The sequence below is a fragment of the Gemmata obscuriglobus genome (assembly GCF_008065095.1).
Taxonomy (GTDB): Bacteria; Planctomycetota; Planctomycetia; order Gemmatales; family Gemmataceae; genus Gemmata; species Gemmata obscuriglobus.
Genome location: NZ_CP042911.1, coordinates 6,129,384 through 6,152,270 on the forward strand (window position 1 = coordinate 6,129,384; position 22,887 = coordinate 6,152,270).

A 22,887-nucleotide genomic window follows, 5' to 3' on the forward strand; every position below is an offset into this window, starting at 1 on the left:
TTACCACGCCTCCACTGTCGGAGCCCCCATGCGACCCAAACGTCAGTCTATCCGAGCCACCCCGGCCCACGCCACCCGGCACCTCCGTCCGGTCCTGACCGACTGGCTCGGCCGTGCGGTCCAACTGCCCAAGCGTCGCCGCACCTGTACACCCGAGGTGGTGTGGCGGGTGGTGCTGTTCGCCGCGGCGTTCGCCCGCTCGGTGGCCGCGGCCTGTGCCGCGATCGCCGACGCCCCGTCCGGGCAGGCCATCTGGGATTGCTTGTACCTCACGCTGCCCAAGCGGCGCCGCACCCTCGAGCGGCGGTTGCGGCCGGCCCTCCACGCCCCGCTCGGCAAGCGGAAGCGGGCGGCTCGGGTCGCGATCGACTACCACCGGATCGGGTACTTCGGGACGCCGAACCGGGACACCACCCGGTCCAAGGGGGCCGGCGGCACCCACACGTTCCACACGTACGCCACCGCGTGCCTCGTCGGGGGACCGGACCGGTACACGCTCGGGTTGACGGCCGTGGGCGAGAAGGAGCCGATGACCGCGGTGCTCACCCGGCTGTTGGATCAGGTGACGGCGGCACGGGTTACGGTCCGGGTCGCGCTGCTGGACAAGGCGTTCTTCTCGATCGCGGTGATGCGGTTGCTCCAGGCGCGGGGTGTGCCGTTCGTGATCCCGGCCGTGGTCCGGGGCCGCAAGCCCCGGCCCGGGGTGAAGGGGGTCGGGTTGCGGGCCGTGCGGCGGCGGGGCGCGGGTCGATATGCGTACACCCACGCGGATCGGGGCACCTCGGTGCGGGTGCACGTGGTGATCGCTCACAAGAGCTACCGGTACCGGCGGACCGGGGGCCGGCGGAGCAAGAAGTTACTGTACGCGGCGTGGCGGGTGAGCGGGAGCCCGGTGGCGATTCGGGACCTGTACCGGACCCGATTCGGGATCGAGAGCAGCTACCGCCAGTTGGGGCAGGTTCGGCCCCGGACCTCGACCACCGATGGGGTCGTGCGACTCCTGTGGGTGGCCGTCGGGCTGATCCTGCGTAACGCCTGGTTGTGGTCCCGCTCAGCCCGCGGCCTCGGGTGGACACTGGCGGCGGTATGCCTGATACTGTTGGCCGATGGGCTGGCACCTACAGATGGCGAAAATAAGTCCATTACTACTGCACGATCGGCCAACAAAACCAAGCCGCCAACTTGAAACTACTGGAATCTTCCCGGGCGGTTCGAACCCGTACTGTTTCGCGAGTTCCGCATGGGTCTCTTCCAGCACGTCCGCCAGAAACGCCGCGAGCACGTGGTCGTTCTTCTTGTCGAACCGGATCACGAAGTGTGCCGTTTCCGTCGTCGCGTACCCGGCGAGTTCTTCGAGCACTTTGAGCGCGTTATCAACCCGCACGTTGAACGGGTCGGCTTTCATCGAGGCCTTGAGCGCCGCCATCGCCTCCGGCTCGCGCCCCTGCATGTACAGGAGCAGTCCCAAACCGGCCTTCGGACCGGGAAGCGCTGGCCGCAGGGCGCTGGCCGTCTCGAAGCACTCGGTGGCGGTTTGGAACTGGCGCGCGTCGCTCAGGATGGTGCCGAGTTCCAGGTAGAACGTCGCCGGCTTCGCATCAAACGCGGCCACCTCCTTCTCGAACGCTGCGGCCGCCGGCCGGTCGCCCGCCAGGTGCTTGAGCGCGGCGAACCGGGCGAGCGTGGCGGCGTCGCGCGGGTTGATCGCGCGCGCGGTCCGGAGCAACTGTTCGGCGCCGGCAGGATCGGCCTCGGCGAGGCGGACGTCCGCCTTGAGCCGCAGCGCGGCGGGGTGATTGGGGTTCACCTTCAGCGCCAGATCGGCGCGACGCTCGGCCTCGGCGTACTCCATCCGCTCCAGCGCGATCGCCCCCTTTCCCACCAACGCCTCGACCGCCTTGGGGTTGATCTTGAGGGCGGCGTCGAACGCGTTCGCGGCCTCGGCCCGGTTGTGCTTGCTGAGCAGCAACTGGCCGCTCAGGTGCTCCGCGGGCCAGAAGTCGGCGTCCGGCTTGAGGGCGTCGCGCAGCAGCTCTTGGAGGATGAACTTGAACTGCTCGTGCTTCGCGTGGGTGGTGGCGTTCTCGATCCCGGCTTGCGCGACGATGAGCAACTTGTCGGGGTCGGTGATCTCCTTCCCCGCCGCGGCCGCGTCGGTGTACGCCTTTACGAACCATCGCATCTCGGTGTCGGCGCCGGACAGGTCGCCCCCGTCGCGCAGAACGCGGGCGCGGACCCAGCGTGCGAGGAAATGGTCGCCGTCCTTCTTGAGCACGTCGTTGGCATCGTGGGTGGCGTCGTCCCACTTGCCTTGCGCGAAAAGCAGATCGGCGCGGGCGGCGAGGAGGTCGGGGTGACCGGGGTGCGCCTTCAACCCTGCGTCGAGCGCGTCGCGGGCCTTCGCGTACTCGCCCTGAGCGCGGAGACACGCCGACTGGCCCAGGAACGCGAGCGGGAGCTTTTCGCTCCTGGCGAGGTCATCGTAACCGGCCAGCGCTTCCGCGTAGTTGCCGCGCAAGAGTCGTTGCCGCAGCGCGGGATAGTCCGCTTTGGGTTGCGAAGCGAAGAACTCACCCGCCGGCCCCGCACCACTGAAGCGAGAGAAAGAACCGGGTCGCGCCGTCCACGTTTCCGGCGCACGGGGGGCGGAGCCTGAGCGCGCTCCCCTTCCCTTCAGTAGGGCGGCGCCGGAGGAGGTGGTAGGCCCGCTGAACCCGACGAGTACGGCAAGGATTGGAACCATCATGCCTCCACCGTACCGATGCGGTGAAACGGCCGCAAGCGGCCGGCGTCAGAACGGGGAAGTCCGCCCCGCGCACGTCGAGGTCGCGCCATGTTCGTCACCGTCGCCGCCGTCGTACTGCTCGCCCCCGCCGAGCCGCCAAAAGCCGAGGCAAAAGAGTTATCCCCGGCGGCAAAGAAGGAAGTGGAGAAGCTCCAGGGCAAGTGGAAGCTGATCAAAGGCGCCCGCGCCGGCAAAGAGTACGAGCACACCGAAGGCGACCCGGAACTGGTCGTCGAATTCAAGGGGCGAACATGGGTGCTTAACGGGGTCGAGAAGGCCGAAATCGTCGCCCTCGATCCGTCCACCGATCCGAAGTGCCTGGACCTCAAGAGCCAAGAAAAGGCCCGCGGCGACAACGTCGTTGACGAGGCCATTTTCAGGCTCGACGGCGACGCCCTCATCGTCTGCCTGTACCAGGGGTCGGGCAAAAGCCGCCCCTCCTCGTTCGACATCCCCAAGGACAAGGACACGATCCTGGTCGTGCTGAAGCGCGTCCCGGCCGACCCGAAAAAGTGACACCGGTGGCGCGGACCGGGCGGTTGTGGCCGGCGGACCCGCGCGGTACACTCGGCGCCGCATGAACGGCCGAACGAGATTGATCCTAACCAGTCTCGGCCCCGGCCGCGTGTCACGAACAGCCACACGACGTTCGCCCGATCGGTTAGTTCAAGATCGAAAGTCCGTCTTCCTCTCCAGAACGTCACCGCGTTTCGTCCGCGGAACTGAGGAGCAGCCATGCCCGCGCACCTTCGCGCCGCCGTGTTCGTCGCCGCGCTTTGCTTCCCGCGAGCCGGTTCCGCCGCCGAGCCGGCGCCGGCCCCCCGGCCCGCCCGCGACCCCGCCGACGCGATCGCCGCGCTGATCGACGCCCAACTCGCGAAGGACTGGGAGGCCCGCGGCATCGTCCCGGCCGACCGCGCCGACGACGGGGAGTTCGTCCGCCGCGTCTACCTGGACCTCATCGGCCGCGCGCCGAAGGCCGCCGAGGCGCGGGAGTTCCTGGACAGCCCGGCGCCCGACAAGCGCGCGCGGCTCGTCGAGCACCTGCTCACGGCGCCCGGGCACGCGAACCACTTCGCCGCGGTCACGCGGGCGCAGTGGCTCCCGCAGGCGGCGACCAACTTCCAGCTCGCGCAGTTCGGCAACCAGTTCGAGGTCTGGCTCCGCGACCGCTACCGCGAGAACACCCCGGCCGACGAGACGGTGCGGCGGCTGCTCACGGTCGGGATCGCGGTCAACAACCAGAACCCGCGGTTCCGGTTCGTGCAGCCGGTCAGCGGCAACGCCGAGGCGGCCATGATCGTCGGGTTCTACTCGGCTAACGAGGGCAAACCCGAGGCCCTGGGGGCGGCCGTGAGCCGCCTGTTCCTGGGCATGAAGCTGGAGTGCGCCCAGTGCCACGACCACCCGTTCGCGCCGTACACCCGGGACCAGTTCTGGCAGTTCGCGGCGTTCTTCGGCGAGCTGAACCCGCTCGGCGGCCCGCGCCCCGGGTTCGTCGGCCCGCTGCCGCCGCAAGGGGACCGCAACACGATCGGCGTCATGGGCACGGAGCGCACGGTGACCGCCGCGTTCGTCGACGGCTCCGCCCCCGAGTGGTCGGCGGACAAGACCCCGCGCCAGGAGCTGGCCGACTGGCTCGCGACCGCGAAGAACCCGTACTTCGCGAAGAACATGGCGAACCGGATGTGGGCACACTTCTTCGGGATCGGCCTCACCGACCCCGTGGACGAGCCCGGCGAGAACAACCCGCCGAGTCACCCCGAGCTGCTGAAGGAGCTGGGGCGGGCGTTCGCCGGCTGCGGCTTCGACACCCGCGTGCTGATCCGCGGCCTCGTCCGCTCGAAGGCGTACCAGTTGACGAGCAAGATGTCGCACCCGGGCCAGGCGGACCCGCGCCGGTTCGCGCGGATGAACATGAAGGGCCTGTCGCCGGCCCAACTGTTCGACACGCTGGTGGCGGCCACCGGGTTCCGCGAGCCGGCCTTCATGCGCGCCCAGCAGAACAACGGGTTCGTACAACCCAACAACCCGCGCAGCGAGTTCCTCGCCCAGTTCGCCAGCTCCGAGCGCGCCACCGAGACCAACACCACCATCCTCCAATCCCTCATGCTGATGAACGGCAAGTTCATCGGCGACCAGACCGACCTCGCCAAGAGCGAGTTGCTCGCCGCGATCGCGGACCGGCCCGGCTGGAGCACCGAGCAGCGGGTGAGCAACCTGTTCCTCACCGCGTTCAGCCGCCCCCCGACGCCGGCCGAGCTCGAGCGGTTCACGAGCTACGTCGAACGGGGCGGCGCGAAGAACGACAAGCAGCAGGCCCTCGCCGACGTGTTCTGGGTGCTGCTGAACAGTCCGGAGTTCCTGTTCAATCATTGACAAGTCTTGGCCCGGCGCGAGCGCCTCAGGCGCAACGTTCCTGGATCGCGATTCACAACACCGAACACACGCTCGGAGGTACCTCGCATGTCCCTGACGAACCTGGACCGCCGGCATTTGCTGCGCGCCGGCGCGGTGAGCACCGCGGTATCGGTGTCGGGCTGGATGGGCCGACTGGCCCGCGCCGCCGAGGAGACGAAGGCCAAGCCCAAGCGCTCGTGCATCCTGCTGTGGATGAACGGCGGCCCCGCGACCATCGACCTGTGGGACCTGAAGCCGGGCCACGAGAACGGCGGGCCGTACAAGGAGATCGAGGCCGCGCCGGGGCTGCGGATCGGGGAACACCTGCCGAAGCTGGCCAAGCACGGCAAGAGCCTCGCGGTGCTGCGGGGGATGTCCACGAAGGAGGGCGACCACTCCCGCGGCACGTACCTGATGCGCACCGGCCAGCTCCCGGGGTCCGCGGCCATCCAGTACCCGAGCATCGGGTCGCTCCTGTCGAAGGAGCTCGGCGACCCGAAAGCGGAGCTGCCGAACTTCGTGGCCATCGCGCCGCAGCGGTTCTTCGCCCAAGAGGCGTTCGGCCCGGGGTTCCTGGGGCCGGTCCACGCCCCCCTGATCGTCGGCGACAACCAGTTCAACAACAACGTGCAGGGGGCCGGCCTCGACGCCGCCCTGAAGGTGGCCAACCTCGACCGCCCGAAGGAGGTCGAAGAGGGCACCGCGGGCGCCCGGCTGGACCTCCTGCACCAAATGCAGGAGGAGTTCGCCGGCCAGCGGCCCGGCGCGATGGTCACGAGCCATTCGGCCGCCTACGACCGCGCGGTGCGGCTGATGCGGTCCGAAGGCGGCAAGGTGTTCGACCTGTCCAACGAAAAGGACGCCACCCGCGACAGGTACGGGCGCAACCTGTTCGGCCAGGGGTGCCTCCTGGCCCGCCGGTTGGTCGAAAAGGGCGTGCCGTTCGTCGAGGTGTCGCTGGGCAACTGGGACACCCACCAGAACACCTTCGACCTCGTGAAGGGGCTGTGCGGCACCCTCGACGCCGCGTGGGCCGAGCTCATGGACGACCTGAAGGACCGCGGCCTGCTTGAGACGACCACGATCGTCTGGATGGGCGAGTTCGGGCGCACCCCGCGCATCAACCCCGGGAAGGGCCGTGACCACTACCCGAACGCCTGGAGCACGGTCCTGGCCGGCGGCGGCATCAAGGGCGGTCAGGCGGTCGGTAAAACCAGCAAGGACGGAACAACCGTGGAGGAGCGCGTCACCTCGACCGTGGACCTCCTCGCGACCGTGTGCTCGGCCGTCGGGATCGACTTCGAGAAGCAGAACATGTCGAACGTGGGCCGGCCGATCCGCATCGTCGACAAGGGCGCCAAGCCGGTCACGGAGGTGCTCGCGTGACCGCCAAGCAGCAACCTACCCCCCCGGCCCCCCTCCTTGAAGGGAAGGGGGGGGAGAAAGAGCATTCGCGCGCCGCGGCCGGTTCCGGTGGCTCCTTGCCTGACTCCCCCTTCCCTTCAGGGAGGGGGGCCGGGGGGGTAGGTCTTCTGGCCCTCGCGGTACTTGTCGCGCTGACCGGCGCTGTGGCCGCCGCCCCCGATACCCCCCCAGCCGTCCCGACGGTAGCGCCGGCGCCGCGGCCCGCGAAGCCGAAGTTCGTCGCGCCGGCGTTCGACGACACGCACGAAATGTTGGTCTTCGCGAACAAGCGCCCGGTCCGCATCCGGGTGACGGTGCGCCACGAGAGCGCGTCGCTGGGCGAGTTGTGGCGCGACCGCCTCCGGAAGGCGTTCAACTTCTGCGACCGCGACGGCAACGGCTCGCTCGGCGCGAAAGAGGTGACCTTCGCGTTCTCCGACCAGGGGCTCCTCCAGTTGCTTCAGAACGGGCTGTACCAGCCCACTGCCGGGAACGCACCGACCCTCGACGCGCTCGACCGGGACGGCGACGCCGAGGTGTCGTTCGAGGAGTTCATCGCGTCCTACCCGCGGTCCGCCGCTCGGCTGATCCGCGTGCTCCCCGTCCAGTCGGACAGCGCCCAGAACATCGCCGTCACCGAAGCCGTGTTCACGCTGCTGGACGCCGACGGCAACGGCCAGCTTACCCAAGACGAAGTGCGGCGGGTCGAGAAGTTCCTCGCCACCCACGACGCCGACGAGGACGAGTGCCTGAGCGCGCAAGAGTTGACGCCGAACGTGACTCCCCGCTCGGGGCTTCAACCGCTGCCTCAGACCACGGCCCGGGCGACCGGCCCCTACCCGCAGCCCGCGACCGCACAAGCGGTCGTCTTGTACCCGCCCGGCAAGATCCCCGGGACCGTCACCCAGCAGCTCATTCTGAAGCACGACCGGGACGGCGACTTCGAGCTGACGCGGGCCGAGATCGGGTTCGACGACCGCACCTTCGCGGCGCTCGACGCGGACCGGAGCGGGGCGCTCGACGGCGAAGAGCTGGACGTGTGGCGCACCGGCCCTCCGGACCTCGAACTCGCCCTGTCGCTGGCCCCCAGGGCCGCCGGCTGCTCCGCGAAACTGGCGGACGAGAAGGAGGCCGCGCGACGGGGCTTCAAAATCAAGCAGGTGGAGAACTCGCGGCTGGTGCTCCACGTCGGCCGGCAGTCGATCGACCTGTGGGCGTTTAGCCCGGCGGTCCCGTCCGCCGCGAGCGCGCTGAAGAGCCAGTACGCCTATCTGTTCGCTCAGGCCGCCAACGGCAAGGAGCACATCGACGAGAAGGACGTGGGCGGCCCGAACGCGGTCCAGTTCCAGTTCATCCGGGTGGTGTTCGACGCGGCCGACCGGAACGAGGACGGCAAACTCACCCGGGACGAGTTCGACGCGTACTTCGACCTTCAGGACAGCTTCCGCGACATCTGCCTCAACTTGGCCCCCGCGGTGCAAACCCCGACGCTGTTCCAACTGCTCGACGAGAACCGCGACGGCCGGCTCAGCGTGCGGGAACTGCGAACCGCGTGGGACCGGCTCGTCGTGCTGGAGGAGCCGGGCGCGACGGTCCTCACGCGGAGCATCATCCAGCCCGCACTGTCACTGCGCCTGACGCGCTCGTTCGACCGGTACGTCGTCGGCGTGCAGCCAGGAACGCTTATCAGCACCGGGCAGATGGCCGTGCCGACGAAGGGGCCGCTATGGTTCCGGAAAATGGACCGCAACGGCGACGGCGACGTGTCGCGCGGGGAGTTCGTCGGAACGCGGGCCGAGTTCGACGCGATCGACACCGACCGCGACGACCTCATCAGCCTCGACGAGGCGGAAGCGTTCGACAAGCAGGCGCGGGTGAAAGGTGAGAAGTAGTCGTGCCGGCTCCGGCCCCCTGGGACTCTGAAGCCGACTGCCGCGCACGAATTCGAGCGGTTTTGCTACCGCGCAACCACCGCGTCCGGTGCGGGGGCGAGGTGCGATTCCACCGTGCGGCGCAGCCCGTCCTCGAACGAAACCGCCGGCGCGTAGCCGAGGTCCGCGCGCGTCCGCCGGATGTCCGCGAGCGAGTACTTCACGTCCCCGGCCCGCGACGGCCCGAAGGTCGGTCGCAGGTCGGTGCCGAGGATACGGTTCAGCGCCGCGACCAGTTCCAGCAGCGTCACACTGCGCCCGGTGCCCACGTTGTACACGTTCCCGGACGCGTCCGGTGCGTCGGCGGCGCGCGTCAGCGCGTGCACCGCGTTGGCCACGAACGTGAAGTCGCGCGACTGTGTCCCGTCCCCCTGGATGCTGGGGGCGCGGCCCGCGATCATGGCGGCGGCGAAGAGCGCGATGACCCCGCTGTACGGGCTGTCGGCGCGCTGCCGCGGGCCGAAGATGTTGAAGAACCGCAGCCGCACCGTCTCGATGCCGTAGGTGTGCGCGAACGCCTGCATGTACAGTTCGCCCGCGAGCTTCGCCGCCGCGTAGGGCGACTTTGCCACCAGCGGCAGGTCTTCGGTCTGCCCGCCCGGCGCCGAGTGCCCGCCGTACGCGCTCGAGCTGGCGGCGTACACCACCCGGCGCACCCCGTTTTTGCGGGCGGCGTCGAGCAGGTTCAGGGTCCCGGTGGCGCACGCCGCGTGCGTCACCGCCGGGGCCTCCACGCTCCGCGCCACCGACGCCAGCGCCCCGAGGTGGTACACCACCCCGGCCCCCTTCACCGCCCGCGCGACCGCCGCCGCGTCCGTCAGGCTGCCTTCGACCACCTCAACGCCGCTCAGTCGAGCCAGGTTGTCGCGGAGCCCGGTGCTGAAGTCGTCCAGCACGCGCACGGGGCGGCCCCGGCGGACGAGGTCTTCGACGAGGTGCGACCCGATGAACCCGGCGCCGCCGGTGACGAGGGACAGCTCTTCCATGAGCGTGTTGCTCCGCGGTGTTGAGACGAGAAGGAGCGGAGTGTAACAGCCCCGCCGGCCGGGTGTCTACGCCGACCGAAGTGTTAAAATCGCCAGTTCCGGGCGTACTCCGAACCGAAACCGCCAACCGAAGCCGACACCGGTGTTAACGTACAGGTGCCCGTGTGGGACCGGGTACAGCCCGGCCGCCCAGCGGCGCGCGCTCCGGTGCAAGAACAGCCGCCCGAGCCCCGGCCAGTTAATCTGCCCGCCATGCGTGTGGCCACTCAGAACCAGGTCGGCACGGTGCGAACCGAGGTGCGCCGCCGACTCGGGGTTGTGTGCGAGCAACACCCGCGGGGACCGTTCGCAAGCACCGCCGAGTGCGGCCGGCACGTCCGATTCGCCGCTCCACAGATCGTCGATGCCGGCCACGACAAGGCTTTCGCCCCCGTGACTGACCGCGACGGACCGGTTCCGAAGCACCGTCACCCCTTCCGCCCCGAGCGCGTTGGCGACGACGTGGTCGAGGCCGTGGTGCTTCCGCTTGCCCCGTGGGACGTGAACGGAGAAGTCGTGGTTGCCGAGTACCGCAAAAACGCCGAGTGGTGCTTCGAGAGAGCGGAACAATCGGGCCGCGCCAGCGGCGTGCTCGGGACCACGGTCGATGAAATCGCCGGTCAGCGCGATCAGATCCGGGGCTTCCTGAGCGGCACGTTCGATGACGCCTTCCAGGTAGCCGGTTGGGATGTGGCTGCCGCAGTGAAAGTCGCTGAGGTGTGCAATCCGAAGGCCAGCCAGGGCAGCAGGAAGGTCCTTGATCGGTAGGTCGACCCGGTTGACCGCCAGCCAGGTCGGTTCGACATGGTACGCGTACCCGAGCCGTGCCCAGCTACGCCCGACCGCCCGTGCGGCACGGCGGGCCAACCCGCCGATCGAGTCTCCGGGAGTCGCCCCGGCAAAAACGGACGGGCAATCGCCTGTCGTCAGCATAAGCAAACTGCCCTCTAGTCTTTGGCGCCCCGCATAATTTTAGGGCGCGCAAAAACAGAGGGCGGTAACTGAGCAGAAGATTCAGCACAATCGGGCTGAAATAAGGTTGGTACGCTCCTTACTTCTTGGGTCCCTTCTTCGGCTGCGGCTTCTCGTCTTCGTCCCCGTCAAGGTCCTCGTCGTCCTCGTCGTCCTCGTCGTCCTCGTCGTCATCCAGATCGTCGTCGTCAAAATCCTCGTCGTCGTCGAAGTCATCGTCGTCGAGGTCGTCGAGGTCATCGTCGAGGTCGTCGAGGTCGTCGTCCTCGAGGTCGTCGAGGTCGTCGTCGTCGTCCTCGTCATCATCGTCGTCATCGTCCTCGAAATCTTCGTCTTCGTCGTCGGCGGCGAGAACGGGGGTGAGCAGTTCGTCGAGCCACGACAGGTCTTCCGTCGGGGCGAACCCGGCGGAAAGAAGGAGACTGGCGGCCATGCGGTCGATCCTCGTGTACGGGTGATGGCCGTTGGACCGGATAGCCCCACTGCTATCGGCGTCCGCCGGCGCGGAATCCAATTCTCAAACCCGTTCGCGGGCGGGCGCGAGGCCCCGCGTCGGAGTAAGCGGTCTCGTCGCTAGAGCGGTCAAGGTGCGCACAGGTTCGCCCCGTGTGTGGCTCGCGGACCGTAACCTACAACCACCATGGTGCGGTCAAAGGTAGGCGCTTCTTAGGAACGGGTTCGGAGCGTGTCAAGAACTCCTTTCGAACTTTCCGAAGTTCCGCAAAAGCCTGCAAAACGCGGCCTTGCGACACGGCTCCGGGCGCCCCGTACAATCGGCTCAGCCCACACGTTCGTTCCCCACAAAGGCACGCTATGGCCCAGCCCGGCGTAGACGACGAACAGGTCACCCAGCCCGACTGGGCGCTGCTCACGAACGGCCGGCTGCCCGACTGGGGGCCGTTGTACGTCGAGACCCCCGCGAACGTGTACGGGCCGGACGCGCCGCCCGTCGCGGAGCCGTGGAACACGGTCACCGCGAGCTTCTTTATCTGGATCGCGGCGGCGTGGCTGTGGCGGGTCCGCGGGAGGTATCGGGAGTTCCCGTTCCTGGTGTGCTGCATGCCGATTTTGCTGGCGGGCGGCATCGGGGGAACGCTCTTTCACGGAACGCGGGCGTCCCCCTTGTTCTTCCTGCTGGACGTGGTGCCGATCTCGCTCCTGGGGCTGGCCGGCTCCGCGTACATGGCCTACCGGTTCGTCGGGCGGCGGCGCGCCTGGGTGCTGGTGCTGATCCTGATCTTTTACGCCGTGTGCAACCGGCTCTTCTTCGCGGTGATCGGGCCGATGAACCGGCAGTTGAGCATCAACCTGTCGTACGCGTCGCTGGCGGTGGTGGTGCTGGTCCCGGTAGGGTTAGTTCTGTGGCGCACCCGGTTCCGGCACGGCGGGTGGGTGGTCGCGGGGCTGACGAGCTTCGCGCTCGCGTGGTTCTTCCGGCTGTACGACCAGCAGAGCGCGGGCACGTTTCCGATGGGCAGCCACTGGCTGTGGCACACGTTCGGCGCCGTCACGACCGCGGCGATGGTGCAGTTCTTTTACAAGGTGGAGGGCGAAGCACCGGCCAGCGGCGGGGCGACCCAATCCTGACATTCGCCCTTCACAGAGGACGACACGCACGCTGTGAAGCGCGAGCGCGCCGGCCGCTTGCGATGTGCCGTGCGCGCGCCAATGAGACCCGTCAGAGCCGCCCAACACATCGTCGCCCGTTTGCCCATCACCATATCCTTGCTCATCCCGGCTCGAACCGTCGCTGAAAAAAACGGTGTCCCTTGCGGGCGGACCGGGCACTAATTGTGTGTGCCGCCGTGGCAAGGAGACCGACATGCTGGACCCGCGGACCGGAACCGCGCTGTACCGCGCCGCATCCCGAGCCGGCCCCGGCGCGGCGGCCACCGACCGGGCGCTCCTGGAGCGGTTCGCCCGGGACCACGACCCGGGCGCGTTCACCGAGTTGCTCGCGCGACACGGGCCGACCGTTTGGGCCGTGTGCCGGCGCGCCACCCGCACCGAAGCCGATGCCGAGGACGCGTTCCAGGCCACGTTCCTGGTGCTGGCGCGCCGGGCCGCCCGGGTGCGGAAAGCCGCGTCCGTCGGGAGCTGGCTGTACGGAGTCGCCTCCCGGATCGGGCGGAAAGCACGGGCGCGGGCCGATCGCGCCCCCGATCCCGCGCGGCTTATGTCGCCCTCCCCTGCCCCTCCGCCGGACGCCGGGTTGAGCTGGAGCGAAGTCCGGACCGCCCTCGACGAGGAACTCGCGCAGCTCCCCGACGACCTCCGCGCGGTCGTGCTGCTGTGCTACTTCCAGGGGCTCACGCAGGACGAAACCGCGGCCCAACTCGGCTGGACCGCCCGCACCGTCAAGGCGCGTGTCGCCCGCGCACGCGGACTGCTTCGCGCCCGGCTCACCCGCCGCGGCATCGAACTGGCAGCCGCCCTCGCGGTCCCGCTCCTCACCGCGGACGCGGGGGCCACCGTTCCACCGCACCTTCGCACCGCGCTGGCCTCATTCGCCACCGACATGACGCGAGGCGCCCGCACGGGGCTGCGATTGTCGCCGTCGGTCGTCGCCCTCGCCCGAACGGAGGTCTCTGCCGTGAAGATGATCCGTCTTGTCGCACTCTGCGCCACCGCCGCCGGGTTGATGGCCGCCGGCATGTTGTCCGGCCGCCCACCCGTATCCCCCACCGGGAACGCCACCGCCGCTGCGCCCGTGTCCGCCCCACCGGCCCCTGAACCGCCTCAGAAGATCCCGGCGGCGGGCGTGCGGATCGGCACCACCGAGTTCCGGCAAGTGGGATGGCACTCCCGGGTGTTCTTCGCCAACGGCGGGAAAACGCTGCTCACCGCGGGCGAAGGCGCGATCGTCCGGTTCTGGGACATCGAGCAAGGGAAAACGACCCACGAGATTCAACTAAAGGGTCTCTACAACGACGCCGCGGCCACTCCCAGCGGCGACCTGCTGGCCGTTGCCGGCATCCACTGGCCGAAGGGGAAGGATCAAGACAGCGAGCCCGTGTTGTGGTTGATCGACACGCCGCGTCGCACCGTCCGACACACCGTCGCGTTGCCCCCGCGGCTGGGAGGCAACAGCCAGAAAGTCGCCCTCAGCGCCGATGGACGGCGCGCGGTTGTCGAGCAAGAGGGCGACGTTCAGGTGATCGACACCAAGTCCGGTGAGGAACTGATGCGGCACAAGGGCCGCATCAACGCCGGCACCCTCGCCGTGTCACGCGACGGCAAGCGGATCGCGTTCGGCCGGCACGACCTGTACTTATGGGAGTGGGAGTCCGGTGAGGAGCCCCGCAAGCTCGCGAGCCGAAGTGTAACCGGGGTCGAGACCGCGGCGTTCGCACCCAACGGCAAGTCGCTCTACGCTGTGGCGGACGGCGGCAAAGTGGCGTGGCTCGACGTAGCCACCGGACGGCGCACCGGAACGCTCGATCTCGACGGGACGCCGTGGAAATGGTCCTTTAGTCCGGACGGCCGAACGATCGCCGTCACGTATGTGAGTCATTTACGATCCAAGAGCAGCGGCGCAGTGGTTCTGTGGGACCCGCTTAGCGCCAAAGAGATCGGCCGGTTCCCGGTCGGCCAGACCGAGGCGAAACATGTGAGCTGGTCGGCCGACGGAACCCGTCTGGCGGCGGTGACCAACTACCGGCTGTGGGTATGGGACGTGAAGACGGGGAAGCCGATCGGACCGTCCTCGATCGGCCACGAGGGCCAAGTCTCCGGGTTCGCGTTCGGACCGGACGGTCGGCTCTTCACCGCTGGCGACGACCACACCGTCCGATCGTGGTCCCCGGACACCGGGGCTCAAGGTCTGGAGCTGATCCACGACAGTTGGGTGCGGGGCGTCGCCGTTTCGCCCGACGGCGCGCTCGTGGCGGGCTCAGCGCTCCGCAACGATCTGAGGATCTGGGACGCGAAGACCGGCGCCGAGCGGTTCCGGCTGCTCGGCAACGGTGAATCGGGCGGACAGCGCCGGGCGCGGTTCACTCCGGACGGCCGCCGCCTCGCCGCCTGGGGCGATGACATGTACCTGCGGGTGTGGGACACGCGCAACGGCAAGCTCCTCTCCGAGCACCGAACCGTACCCGCGGGGATAACCGAAGCCCAGCTCGATGACCCGTGGCAGCACAAATACCTGCTGCTGGGCTTCGCGGCCGCGGACATCAGCGCCGACGGCTCGACCTTCGCGTTCTGCAACTCCAAGGCCGTTCAGGTCTTCGACGCAACCACCGGCAAACAGCGAGGCGCGTTCGAGCCCGACCCCAACGGGGTCACCGCGCTCGCGCTGTCGCCGGACGGTCAGGTGCTCGCGACCGCCGGGCGCGGCACGGTGACCGAGACGCGGTCACCCGACGGGCGCACACGTTCGACCGCGGCCGACGATCACCGAACGGTGCTCCGGGACGTCGCCACCCAAAAGGTCTTGTGGGGGGCGACCTCGCCCGGATCGTGGAGCGGCGGGCTCACGTTTTCTCCCGACGGCAAGCTTCTCGCCGAGGTGACGGGGGAGGAAAAGGGCTATGCCGTCCGTGTGTGGGAGGTGGGGTCCGGAAAGGAACTCGGCCGGATCGCGCTCCCGGGGCGCGGCAATCAGGTCACGTTCGACCGCACCGGGCGGCGGTTGGCCGTCGCCAACTGGGACACCACGGCGACCGTGTACGACCTGGACACCGCGCTCAAGCCCGTTGAACCCAAGTGAGGGAGAACGTCATGGTCGAGATCCTGCTCGCGTGGCTCGCGACGCTGCCGGCACCCGCACGGCCGGCGGGATTGGCGCCGGACCTGGCCCCACCGGTCCACGTCACGGCCGACGGCCGCCCCCTGGACGTGGAGCGCGTCGGGCACGCCGCGCCGTTCGTCGGCGACTTCTACGGCGACGGCAAGCCGGCCCTGCTGGTCGGGCAGTTCGACGGCGGGAAGCTCCGGGTGTACCGCAACGTCGGCACCAGGACCGAGCCGAAGTTCGGCGCGTTCGAGTGGTTCAAGGCCAGTGACGCGCTGGGCACCATCGAGCCCGGGTGAGACATCGGGTTCTGTCCACAGTTGGTGGACCTCGACGGCGACGGAAAGGGCGACATCATCTCCGGCTCCTGGCCGGGGCCGATCACTTGGTTCCGCCGCACCGGCGAAACGTTCGCGGGCGGCGAAACGCTCAAGCACAAGGACGGCACGCCGGTGAACCCGGCGAACGGGTCGCACGCCTTCGCGTTCGACTGGGACGGCGACGGCTTGCCGGACCTCGTCATCGGCACCGCCGGCGGCGAGGTGATGCTCGCGCCCAACGTCGGCACCCGCGACCGGCCCGTGTTCGACCGGGCGAAGCCGCTCACGGCCGGCGGCCAGAAGCTCACGGCTCCGAGCGGGTGCGCCGCCCCCGTGGTGGCCGACTGGGACGGCGACGGCCGGCCGGACCTCGTCGTCGGTGCCGAGGACGGGAGCGTGGTCTGGTTCCGCAACGCGGGGACCCGCCGGGAGCCGAAGCTCGCGGCGGCGCAAACGCTGGTGCCGCCCAGCCCGTCGCCCCGGCACGACGACAAATCCCGCCGGCCCGGCGAGTGGGGGATGCGCGCCCGCCCGGCGGTGGTGGACTGGGACGGCGACGGCAAGCTCGACCTGCTCGTCGGTGACGTGTGCGGCGGCTACGAGGGGAAGCCGCAGGCGACGGCGGACGAGGCCGCCGAGCACAAGGGCGCCGCGGACCGTCTCCCCGCCCTCCGAAAGGAGTGGGCGGCTGCGTACAAGGAGTTCGCGGCGCTGTCGGACGCCCCCGAGCCGACCGACGCACAAAAGCGGGCCGCTCACCGGGTTCAGGTGGCCCGGCTGCGGACCAAGGTGACACGGCTGAAAGACGAGATCACCCAACTGCAGGACGTGCGCGACCGTTACGGGGCGGGATACATGCGCCACGGGTACGTGTGGCTGTTCAAGCGGGTCGAGCCGGCAAAATGAGGAGGAAACGCTTATGAACACGGCACGCCTCGGCGCGATGCTCGCGCTGCTCACCGGCCCCGCGGCCTTCACCGGCGCCGCGCCCCCGCCGCCGCAACCGGTCCAGGTGCGGTCGCTCGCCTACGCGCCGGACGGAACCGTTCTCGTCGCGGCGACGGGCGGCGGGACGGGGGGAGCGGGCGGCGTGGTGGCATGGGACGCGGCCACCCGGAAACAGCTCTGGGCGCGTAGCGGCCCCAAAGGGTTCGGGTCCGTCTCGTTCGCGCCGGACGGCAAGTCGATCGCGGTGACGCACGGCGCGGCGACCGTGCTGCGGCTCGCCGCGCTGACCGGTCAGGAGATGGGTGAGGTCGGCCCGCACCCGAAGCCCGTGCGGGCCTGCGTCTACGTACCAGGCACGGGGCACCTGGCCACGGGCAGCGACGGAACCGTCCGTTTTTGGGACCTGGCGACCGGCAAAGTGGTCAAGGAACTGAAGGGCGGCCACCCGGCCGAGATCAACAGCTTGACAGTCTCGCCCAACGGGAAGTGGCTCATTTCCGGAGGGCCGGACGGCACCCGGGGCTGGGACGTGGCCACCGGGGCGGAGCTCAAGAACGGGTTCAAGCAGGAACGCGGGATCGCCTGGTACGGGCCGACCTTTGTCGGCCCAGACCGGGTTCTGTTCGCAGACAACTCCGCCACCCAGTATCTGCTCGAGCTGCCCTCGGGCCGGGAGTTGCTGCGTTACGAGGGCTTCGGGGGCGGTATCGCCTACTCACCGGCTCTCGGCGTCGCGGCGTTCCACTGGGACGGCACGAACGTTCACATCATGGACCTCGCCTTCCGCGCCCCCACTGCGGCCGAACAGGCACGTATTGAGAGCCTGCTGAAGGAGTTCGACGACGACTCGTACCCGGTGCGGGTCGCCGCATCGAAAGCCATGCGACAGGTCAGCTCGGTGGCCGAACCGGCACTCCGCAAGGCGATGACCGACGGCCCCAGCGCCGAGGTGCGGATGCGCGCCCGCGTGACCCGTAAAGCCATCCTGGAGGAACCGCTCCGCACCCTCAAGGGGCACACGGCCCGTGTGCGGCCGATGTGCTTCTCCCCGAACGGCAAAGTGCTAGCCACCGGAGCCGAAGACGGGACCGTGCGGCTCTGGGACCCGAGTACCGGGAAGGAACTGGCCCGGCTGACGGCCCCCGATCCCGGCGTCCAACAGTGAGCGACCGCACCGGGCGGCGGTTGGCCGCGAGCGGCTTTGCCGGGGCCGGCTAGCCGACCGGCGGAACGACCGGTGCCGCACGCCCCCCGGAAACGGTGCCAAACCAACCCGTCACCTCCTAGCAAACAATCAAACACACATAAACACCTGATTGTACCTGTCGAAACAGGCGACTTCTCATTGTTTTCCAACCAGCCCGGACGTATGATTCAAACACCGATAAGCGCCCACACGTCGCGATCTGCCCAGTTGCACTCCGCTCTTCCCTGTGTCCCGGAGTTGACATGCCTCAGCCGTTTTTCCGTTCCCGGCGTGGGTTCACGCTGATCGAGCTGCTGGTGGTGATCGCCATCATCGCGATCCTCATCGGCCTCCTCCTCCCGGCCGTCCAGAAGGTGCGTGCCGCCGCCGCCCGAATCCAGAGCGCGAACAACCTCAAGCAGATCTCGCTGGCGCTGCACAGCTACCAGGACACCGTGAACCACCTGCCCGACGTGGACGGCAACATCGGCGGGACCAGCGGGCGCACCATCACCTCCGTCCACACCTTCCTTCTGCCGTACATCGAGCAGGGCTCGGTGCTGACGCTGGCCGAGCAGAACGGCCTGTGGGGACCGGCCCCGAACTCCGCGTCGAGCAAGAAGATCAAAACGTACTTGTCGCCCCGCGACCCCTCCAACCCCGGGGACTTCCTCAACGAAAACGGGAACGACTGGGCGCACTGCAACTACGGTTACAACGAGGCCGTGTTCACCGACCCGTACGTCGCCTGGAACCCGCGGCTGACGCTGCAACGGATTTCCGACGGCACCTCCAACACGGTGGCGTTCGGCGAGCAGTACGCGCTGTGCAACGGCAACCACCGGGTGTGGGGGTACCCCGCGATCGTCAACCAGTCCTGGACCCCGAACTTCATTCCGCCCGACATCAGCGGCGGGGCGCCGGTCAACTGGACCCCGCCCGCCGCCCCGCCCCAGGCCGTGCCCACGGTCGCCAACTGCAACCCGTCGAACGTCCAGGCGATGGACGCCGGGGGCTGCCTGGTCGGCATGTTCGACGGGAGCGTGCGCACCGTCTCAACGTCCATCAGCGGCACCACGTGGTTCGCGGTCATCTGGCCGAAGGACGGGTTGGTGGTTGGAAACGACTGGTAACCACGGCACCGTCAAAAGTCACACCTAACGTCACACCTAGGGGCCGCCGTTCCGGCGTTAGGAGCGGCGGCCCCTGGGCTCTTGGCCCCGGACCTCACATGCTCTCGACAACCGCTCTCACACACCGCTGGCTCCTCACAGTCGCCGGCGCGGCGCTCGTGCTCACCGCCGCACCGGGCTGTTCCGGTCAGAAGACCCAAAACGTCTCCGGCGTCGTCACGCTCAACGGTAAACCGCTCACGTCCGGCGTGATCCGGTTCCACGGCCCGGGGGACCGGATGGCGACCGCCAACATTCAGCCGGACGGCACGTTCGTCGCAACCGACGTGATGCCCGGGGAGGTGAAGGTCGCGATCACGGAGTCACTGATCGCCGCGGGGGGAGCACGTGCGACCCCGAACGCGGCGAAGAGCCAGGGGCTGAGCGCGCCGGAGCAACCGAAGCGCGTCGCCATCCCGCCGAAGTACAAGGACGTGAGCACCAGCAACCTGAACTACACGATCACCTCGTCCACGGGCAACCTGGAAATCGCTCTCCAATCCTGACCGTCTGCGGGACATGCGCCGTTCACCAAATCCGCGCGCCGGTTTGCTCTCTCGGGCCTCTTACCTGATAACAGGCCCCGGAGAGCTCTCATGAAACGGACCGCCGCCCTTCGCCTCGTCCGCACCGCGGCACACGCGCCGCTGGCCGAAGCCAGTGACGCCGAACTCCTCCAGCGCTTCTGCCAAAATCGGGACGAGTCCGCGTTCCGCGAGATTCTGCGGCGGTACGAGGCGCTCGTCCGCGGCGCGAGCCGGCGCATGACGCGAGACGGTCACGCGGTCGATGACGCGGTCCAGAACACGTTCCTGACCCTGGCCCGCAAAGCCCACGCGATCCGCCACGCGCCCGCCCTGCCCTCGTGGCTGCACCGCGTGGCCCGGTCCGTCACGGCCCGAACCGCCGGCGCGGCCCCCGCCGGCGCCGAGCCGATCGATCCGACCCCCTCGCCGCTGGATCAGCTCTCGGCCCGCGAGGTCCTGAGCATCCTGGATGACGAACTCGCCCGGTTGCCCGCGACCTATCGGTCGGCCGTTTTGCTGTGCCTCGTCGAGGGGAACACAGTCGAGGACACAGCCCGGCGCCTGGGGACGACCACCGGCGCGGTCCGCGGGTGGCTCCAGCGCGGCCGGGAGGCACTGCGGCACCGGCTGAGCCGGCGCGGCGTGGAGCTTTCGGCGGCGCTACCCCTACTGGCTCTCGGTACCCAGCCAGCAACCGCAGGCCCGGTGCACGACGCACTCGTCCGGGTGGCGCTGGCGGCGCACCGCCCCGCGTCTGCCGTCACGCGGTTGCTAGCGGGCTTTTCCGTTGCGTCGGTGGTGGCGTTCGGTGTCCTGATCGCTGGCGTCGCCGCGTCCGCCGCACTCATGTCCCCACGAGCCGGCGACCCACCGCCGGTGGCGCCGAAGGCGGCGGAACCGGAACCCAAAGTGGAAGCCAGAACCGACGGGTTGGTCACCCGGGACGGGTTGCCCGAAGGGGCGGTCGCGCGGATCGGCTCGCCGCGCCTGCGGCACGCAGGCGAGGTCACCGCAATGGCCTTCAGCCGCGATGGCCGGCTGTTCGCCACGGCCTCCCCCGCGAATCGGGACAAGTCGGTCCGTGTGTGGGACATGACCGACGGCAAGGAGAAGTACCGCATCCCGATCGCTGTGAACCTGGACGAAAGCGCAGAGCGTGCCCGGGCCGTATCTGTGGCGTTCTCGGCCGACGACAAGCGGCTACTGGTCCTGGACGCGGACGGGTTCCGGTCGTTCGACGTCGGCACCGGCAAGCCGGAACGGACGAACGTTCTGCGCAGGCGAACGGAGCCGAACCTATTTCCTCCACGCGAAGAGACCATCGGGGCCGGCTTTTCCCCGGACGCAAAGGTATACGCCGTTGTCCGGGGTAGCGGGGAAATGGTGCTGGGCAACACCGCCACGGGCGAAGTGACACGCACGATCGCGAAAGCGATGACCATCCCCGAGAACATGGGGTACGCCCATGTGAACGTTCTGTTCACCCCGAACGGGACCGGGGTTTGCGTTCCGATCCTGAATGCCGCGGTTCCGATCTTCGACACGCAAACCGGAGAATCCAAGCACTCGCTGGCAAAGGAACTCGTCTCCCAAAGCAACACAATCTACAGCGCCGCGTTCGCGGCAGACGGGCGCACGTTCGTTGCCGACACCCTCGCACGGGCGGAGGGGGAGCGAGTTGCCGCACCTTACGCGATCGCGGTCGGGGACGTTGCGACCGGTAAAGTGGTGCGAACCATCCCACTGCCAGAGATGCCCCGTGTGCTGAGCGTGAGTCCGAACGGCAAGCTCGTGGCGGTCGGCACGCAATCGAGCGGGCCGAGCCAGATACGGGTTCTGGACTTGGCGAGCGGCAAGGAAGTGCAGTCCGTTCCGCTCACCCTCACGCCCGCCCTGGTGACGTTCTCCCCCGACTCCCGGTTGCTCGCCGGCACGTGCCACTACGAAGGAAAAGTGACCGTGTGGGATCTCGGAAAGAACGGCCTCCACCCGCAATCAGCAGACGATTTTGACATATGGGCACACTTCGACGCCCGTGGTCACGTGGTGCTGAACCCGTTCGGCCGAACACATATGGTCGATTGGCGGAGCGGAAAGGTGGTGCAAGAACGGTCGCGGGGACCCGAACCGAGCTACCAACCCGGCACCGCCAAGTCCGGGGATGGTAAGCTGCGCGCCGAGATCGAGTTTCCAAAGGGCAAACCGCAACAGTCGCGGGCGATTTTGGTGAAGGAGTCGGCTACGGACCGGACGGCGGCGCGGCTGGAGGGTCTGACCGATTTCCCGCGGCGAATGGTGTTCGCAGACGGGAACCGCCTGCTCGTGACGGCCACCCAAGACGATGTGCTAACGGTTTGGGATGTCGGGGCCAAGAAGTCACTCTGGTCAGAGAAGTACCCCGCTCGAGCCTTCGGTTACAGCGGAATGGGCGAGCCCCATTCCGACGCCGCAAACCGCCGGATGGCGATCGCCTGGAGGGGCCAAAACGCAACTGTCATCGACGTGTGGGAACTGCGCCGTCCCACGCGCGTGTCGCGGGTGGAAGTTCCGAACGCGCTGCTGGCCGCAGGTATCGCCTTCTCCCCGGACGGAGCGTACATCGCGGGTGGGAACGATGCGGTCACGCTCTGGCGGGTGTCGGACGGCCGGAAGGTCCAGACCCTCGGCGGCCATGCGGCCAAGGAGGCGCGCAACGACCGCCCGAGGATATCCTGTGCGTTTTCGCCGGACAGTGGGAAACTGCTCACCGTCGATGGCACGGGAACGATCCGGTTGTGGGAGTGCGTGAGCGGGCAGTTGATCCGCACGTTCTCCGGGCACCACGGCCCGACCAGTGCTCACTTTTCACCGGACGGGCGACTGATCGTCGGAGCGAGCTACGATGCCCCCGTACTGATTTGGGATGTATACGGGCTAAAAGACCCACCCGCCTTCAACGCCGAGCGAATTTGGTCCAATCTGGCGGACGCCTCACCCGCAGCGGCCTTCCGGGCGGTGCGGGAACTGTGCGCCGCCCCCAAAGAAGCCGTCGTCCTGTTAAAGGAGAAATTGCCCCCGGAATCACTCGATGGGAAAGCGATCGACGCGCTGATTAAGGGCCTCTCTTCGGAGCAGTTCGCGGACCGGGAGCGAGCCACAACCGACCTCGGGAAGTACGGCGAATCGATCGCCCCGATGCTTCGCCAGGCGAACGGCGCCACCACGGACGCAGAAGGCCGTCAACGCCTCGCCGCGCTGCTGGGGCGAACGGAGCGACTCTCGCCAGCCGACCTGCGCGTTCGCCGGGCGATGGACGCCCTCGAACACCTCGACACACCGGAAGCGAAAGCACACTTGGAGACGCTGAGCCGGGGAACGCCCGGGTGTCTGCGGACCGTTTTGGCTCAAGAGGCACTGGCGCGGATTACCGAGCGGTGAGGCCGGTTACAGGCAGGCGGTTTGGAGTGTGGTCCGCTCGCTCCGCGAGCGGGTTTTGCGGCCCG

General features: G+C 68.6%; 16 protein-coding genes and 1 pseudogene. 13 read left to right on the forward strand and 4 right to left on the reverse strand.

What is annotated here, in order from left to right:
- Window positions 1-28 precede the first annotated feature (28 nt).
- The gene (locus GobsT_RS39970; RefSeq protein ID WP_010033207.1) at window positions 29-1,186 is read left to right on the forward strand and encodes a transposase; all 1,158 of its coding nucleotides are present in this window, start codon (window positions 29-31) and stop codon (window positions 1,184-1,186) included.
- Window positions 1,187-1,396: 210 nt separating this feature from the next.
- Here the strand turns inward: GobsT_RS39970 and GobsT_RS25675 are convergent.
- A pseudogene (locus tag GobsT_RS25675) lies at window positions 1,397-2,746 on the reverse strand (tetratricopeptide repeat protein); the annotation flags it as partial.
- Between the two features lie 87 nt (window positions 2,747-2,833).
- On the opposite strand from GobsT_RS25675, the gene GobsT_RS25680 reads away from it, so the two are divergent.
- The 4 genes from GobsT_RS25680 (at window position 2,834) to GobsT_RS25695 (ending at window position 8,481) form a co-directional block, all read left to right on the forward strand.
- Window positions 2,834-3,301 (forward strand): TIGR03067 domain-containing protein, encoded by a 468-nt coding sequence (locus GobsT_RS25680; RefSeq protein ID WP_010041615.1) that lies wholly within the window; start codon window positions 2,834-2,836, stop codon window positions 3,299-3,301.
- A gap of 219 nt (window positions 3,302-3,520) precedes the next feature.
- The gene (locus GobsT_RS25685; protein ID WP_010041609.1) at window positions 3,521-5,164 is read left to right on the forward strand and encodes a DUF1553 domain-containing protein; all 1,644 of its coding nucleotides are present in this window, start codon (window positions 3,521-3,523) and stop codon (window positions 5,162-5,164) included.
- 87 nt (window positions 5,165-5,251) lie between these two features.
- On the forward strand, window positions 5,252-6,571 hold the full coding sequence (locus GobsT_RS25690) for a DUF1501 domain-containing protein (RefSeq protein WP_010041607.1): 1,320 nt from the start codon (window positions 5,252-5,254) through the stop codon (window positions 6,569-6,571).
- 182 nt (window positions 6,572-6,753) lie between these two features.
- On the forward strand, window positions 6,754-8,481 hold the full coding sequence (locus GobsT_RS25695) for an EF-hand domain-containing protein (RefSeq protein WP_010041606.1): 1,728 nt from the start codon (window positions 6,754-6,756) through the stop codon (window positions 8,479-8,481).
- 65 nt (window positions 8,482-8,546) lie between these two features.
- Here GobsT_RS25695 and GobsT_RS25700 read toward each other — a convergent pair whose 3' ends face one another.
- From GobsT_RS25700 to GobsT_RS38175, 3 genes are all read right to left on the reverse strand, one after another.
- Window positions 8,547-9,506 carry an NAD-dependent epimerase/dehydratase family protein gene (locus tag GobsT_RS25700; protein WP_010041605.1) on the reverse strand — a complete coding sequence of 320 codons (960 nt, stop codon included), beginning with the start codon at window positions 9,504-9,506 and terminating at the stop codon, window positions 8,547-8,549.
- Between the two features lie 66 nt (window positions 9,507-9,572).
- Window positions 9,573-10,478 carry a metallophosphoesterase gene (locus tag GobsT_RS25705; protein WP_109570873.1) on the reverse strand — a complete coding sequence of 302 codons (906 nt, stop codon included), beginning with the start codon at window positions 10,476-10,478 and terminating at the stop codon, window positions 9,573-9,575.
- 118 nt (window positions 10,479-10,596) lie between these two features.
- Window positions 10,597-10,950, reverse strand: coding sequence for a hypothetical protein (locus GobsT_RS38175; protein ID WP_010041602.1), 354 nt, complete (start codon window positions 10,948-10,950; stop codon window positions 10,597-10,599).
- 380 nt (window positions 10,951-11,330) lie between these two features.
- On the opposite strand from GobsT_RS38175, the gene GobsT_RS25715 reads away from it, so the two are divergent.
- The 8 genes from GobsT_RS25715 (at window position 11,331) to GobsT_RS25750 (ending at window position 22,822) form a co-directional block, all read left to right on the forward strand.
- On the forward strand, window positions 11,331-12,104 hold the full coding sequence (locus GobsT_RS25715) for a membrane protein (RefSeq protein ID WP_010041597.1): 774 nt from the start codon (window positions 11,331-11,333) through the stop codon (window positions 12,102-12,104).
- A gap of 235 nt (window positions 12,105-12,339) precedes the next feature.
- Window positions 12,340-15,228 (forward strand): sigma-70 family RNA polymerase sigma factor, encoded by a 2,889-nt coding sequence (locus GobsT_RS25720; protein ID WP_010041595.1) that lies wholly within the window; start codon window positions 12,340-12,342, stop codon window positions 15,226-15,228.
- Window positions 15,229-15,239: 11 nt separating this feature from the next.
- Window positions 15,240-15,551, forward strand: coding sequence for a hypothetical protein (locus tag GobsT_RS25725; RefSeq protein WP_010041594.1), 312 nt, complete (start codon window positions 15,240-15,242; stop codon window positions 15,549-15,551).
- A 24-nt stretch (window positions 15,552-15,575) separates the two neighbouring features.
- Window positions 15,576-16,478, forward strand: coding sequence for an FG-GAP repeat domain-containing protein (locus GobsT_RS25730; protein ID WP_029600962.1), 903 nt, complete (start codon window positions 15,576-15,578; stop codon window positions 16,476-16,478).
- A 13-nt stretch (window positions 16,479-16,491) separates the two neighbouring features.
- Window positions 16,492-17,685 carry a WD40 repeat domain-containing protein gene (locus GobsT_RS25735; protein ID WP_010041590.1) on the forward strand — a complete coding sequence of 398 codons (1,194 nt, stop codon included), beginning with the start codon at window positions 16,492-16,494 and terminating at the stop codon, window positions 17,683-17,685.
- Window positions 17,686-17,969: 284 nt separating this feature from the next.
- Entirely contained in the window at window positions 17,970-18,839 is an 870-nt protein-coding gene (locus GobsT_RS25740; protein ID WP_010041587.1) for a DUF1559 family PulG-like putative transporter, read from the forward strand.
- A gap of 98 nt (window positions 18,840-18,937) precedes the next feature.
- Window positions 18,938-19,384 carry a hypothetical protein gene (locus tag GobsT_RS25745; RefSeq protein ID WP_010041586.1) on the forward strand — a complete coding sequence of 149 codons (447 nt, stop codon included), beginning with the start codon at window positions 18,938-18,940 and terminating at the stop codon, window positions 19,382-19,384.
- A 90-nt stretch (window positions 19,385-19,474) separates the two neighbouring features.
- Complete coding sequence (locus GobsT_RS25750) at window positions 19,475-22,822, forward strand: sigma-70 family RNA polymerase sigma factor (protein WP_010041583.1); 3,348 nt, start codon at window positions 19,475-19,477, stop codon at window positions 22,820-22,822.
- Window positions 22,823-22,887: the final 65 nt, after the last annotated feature.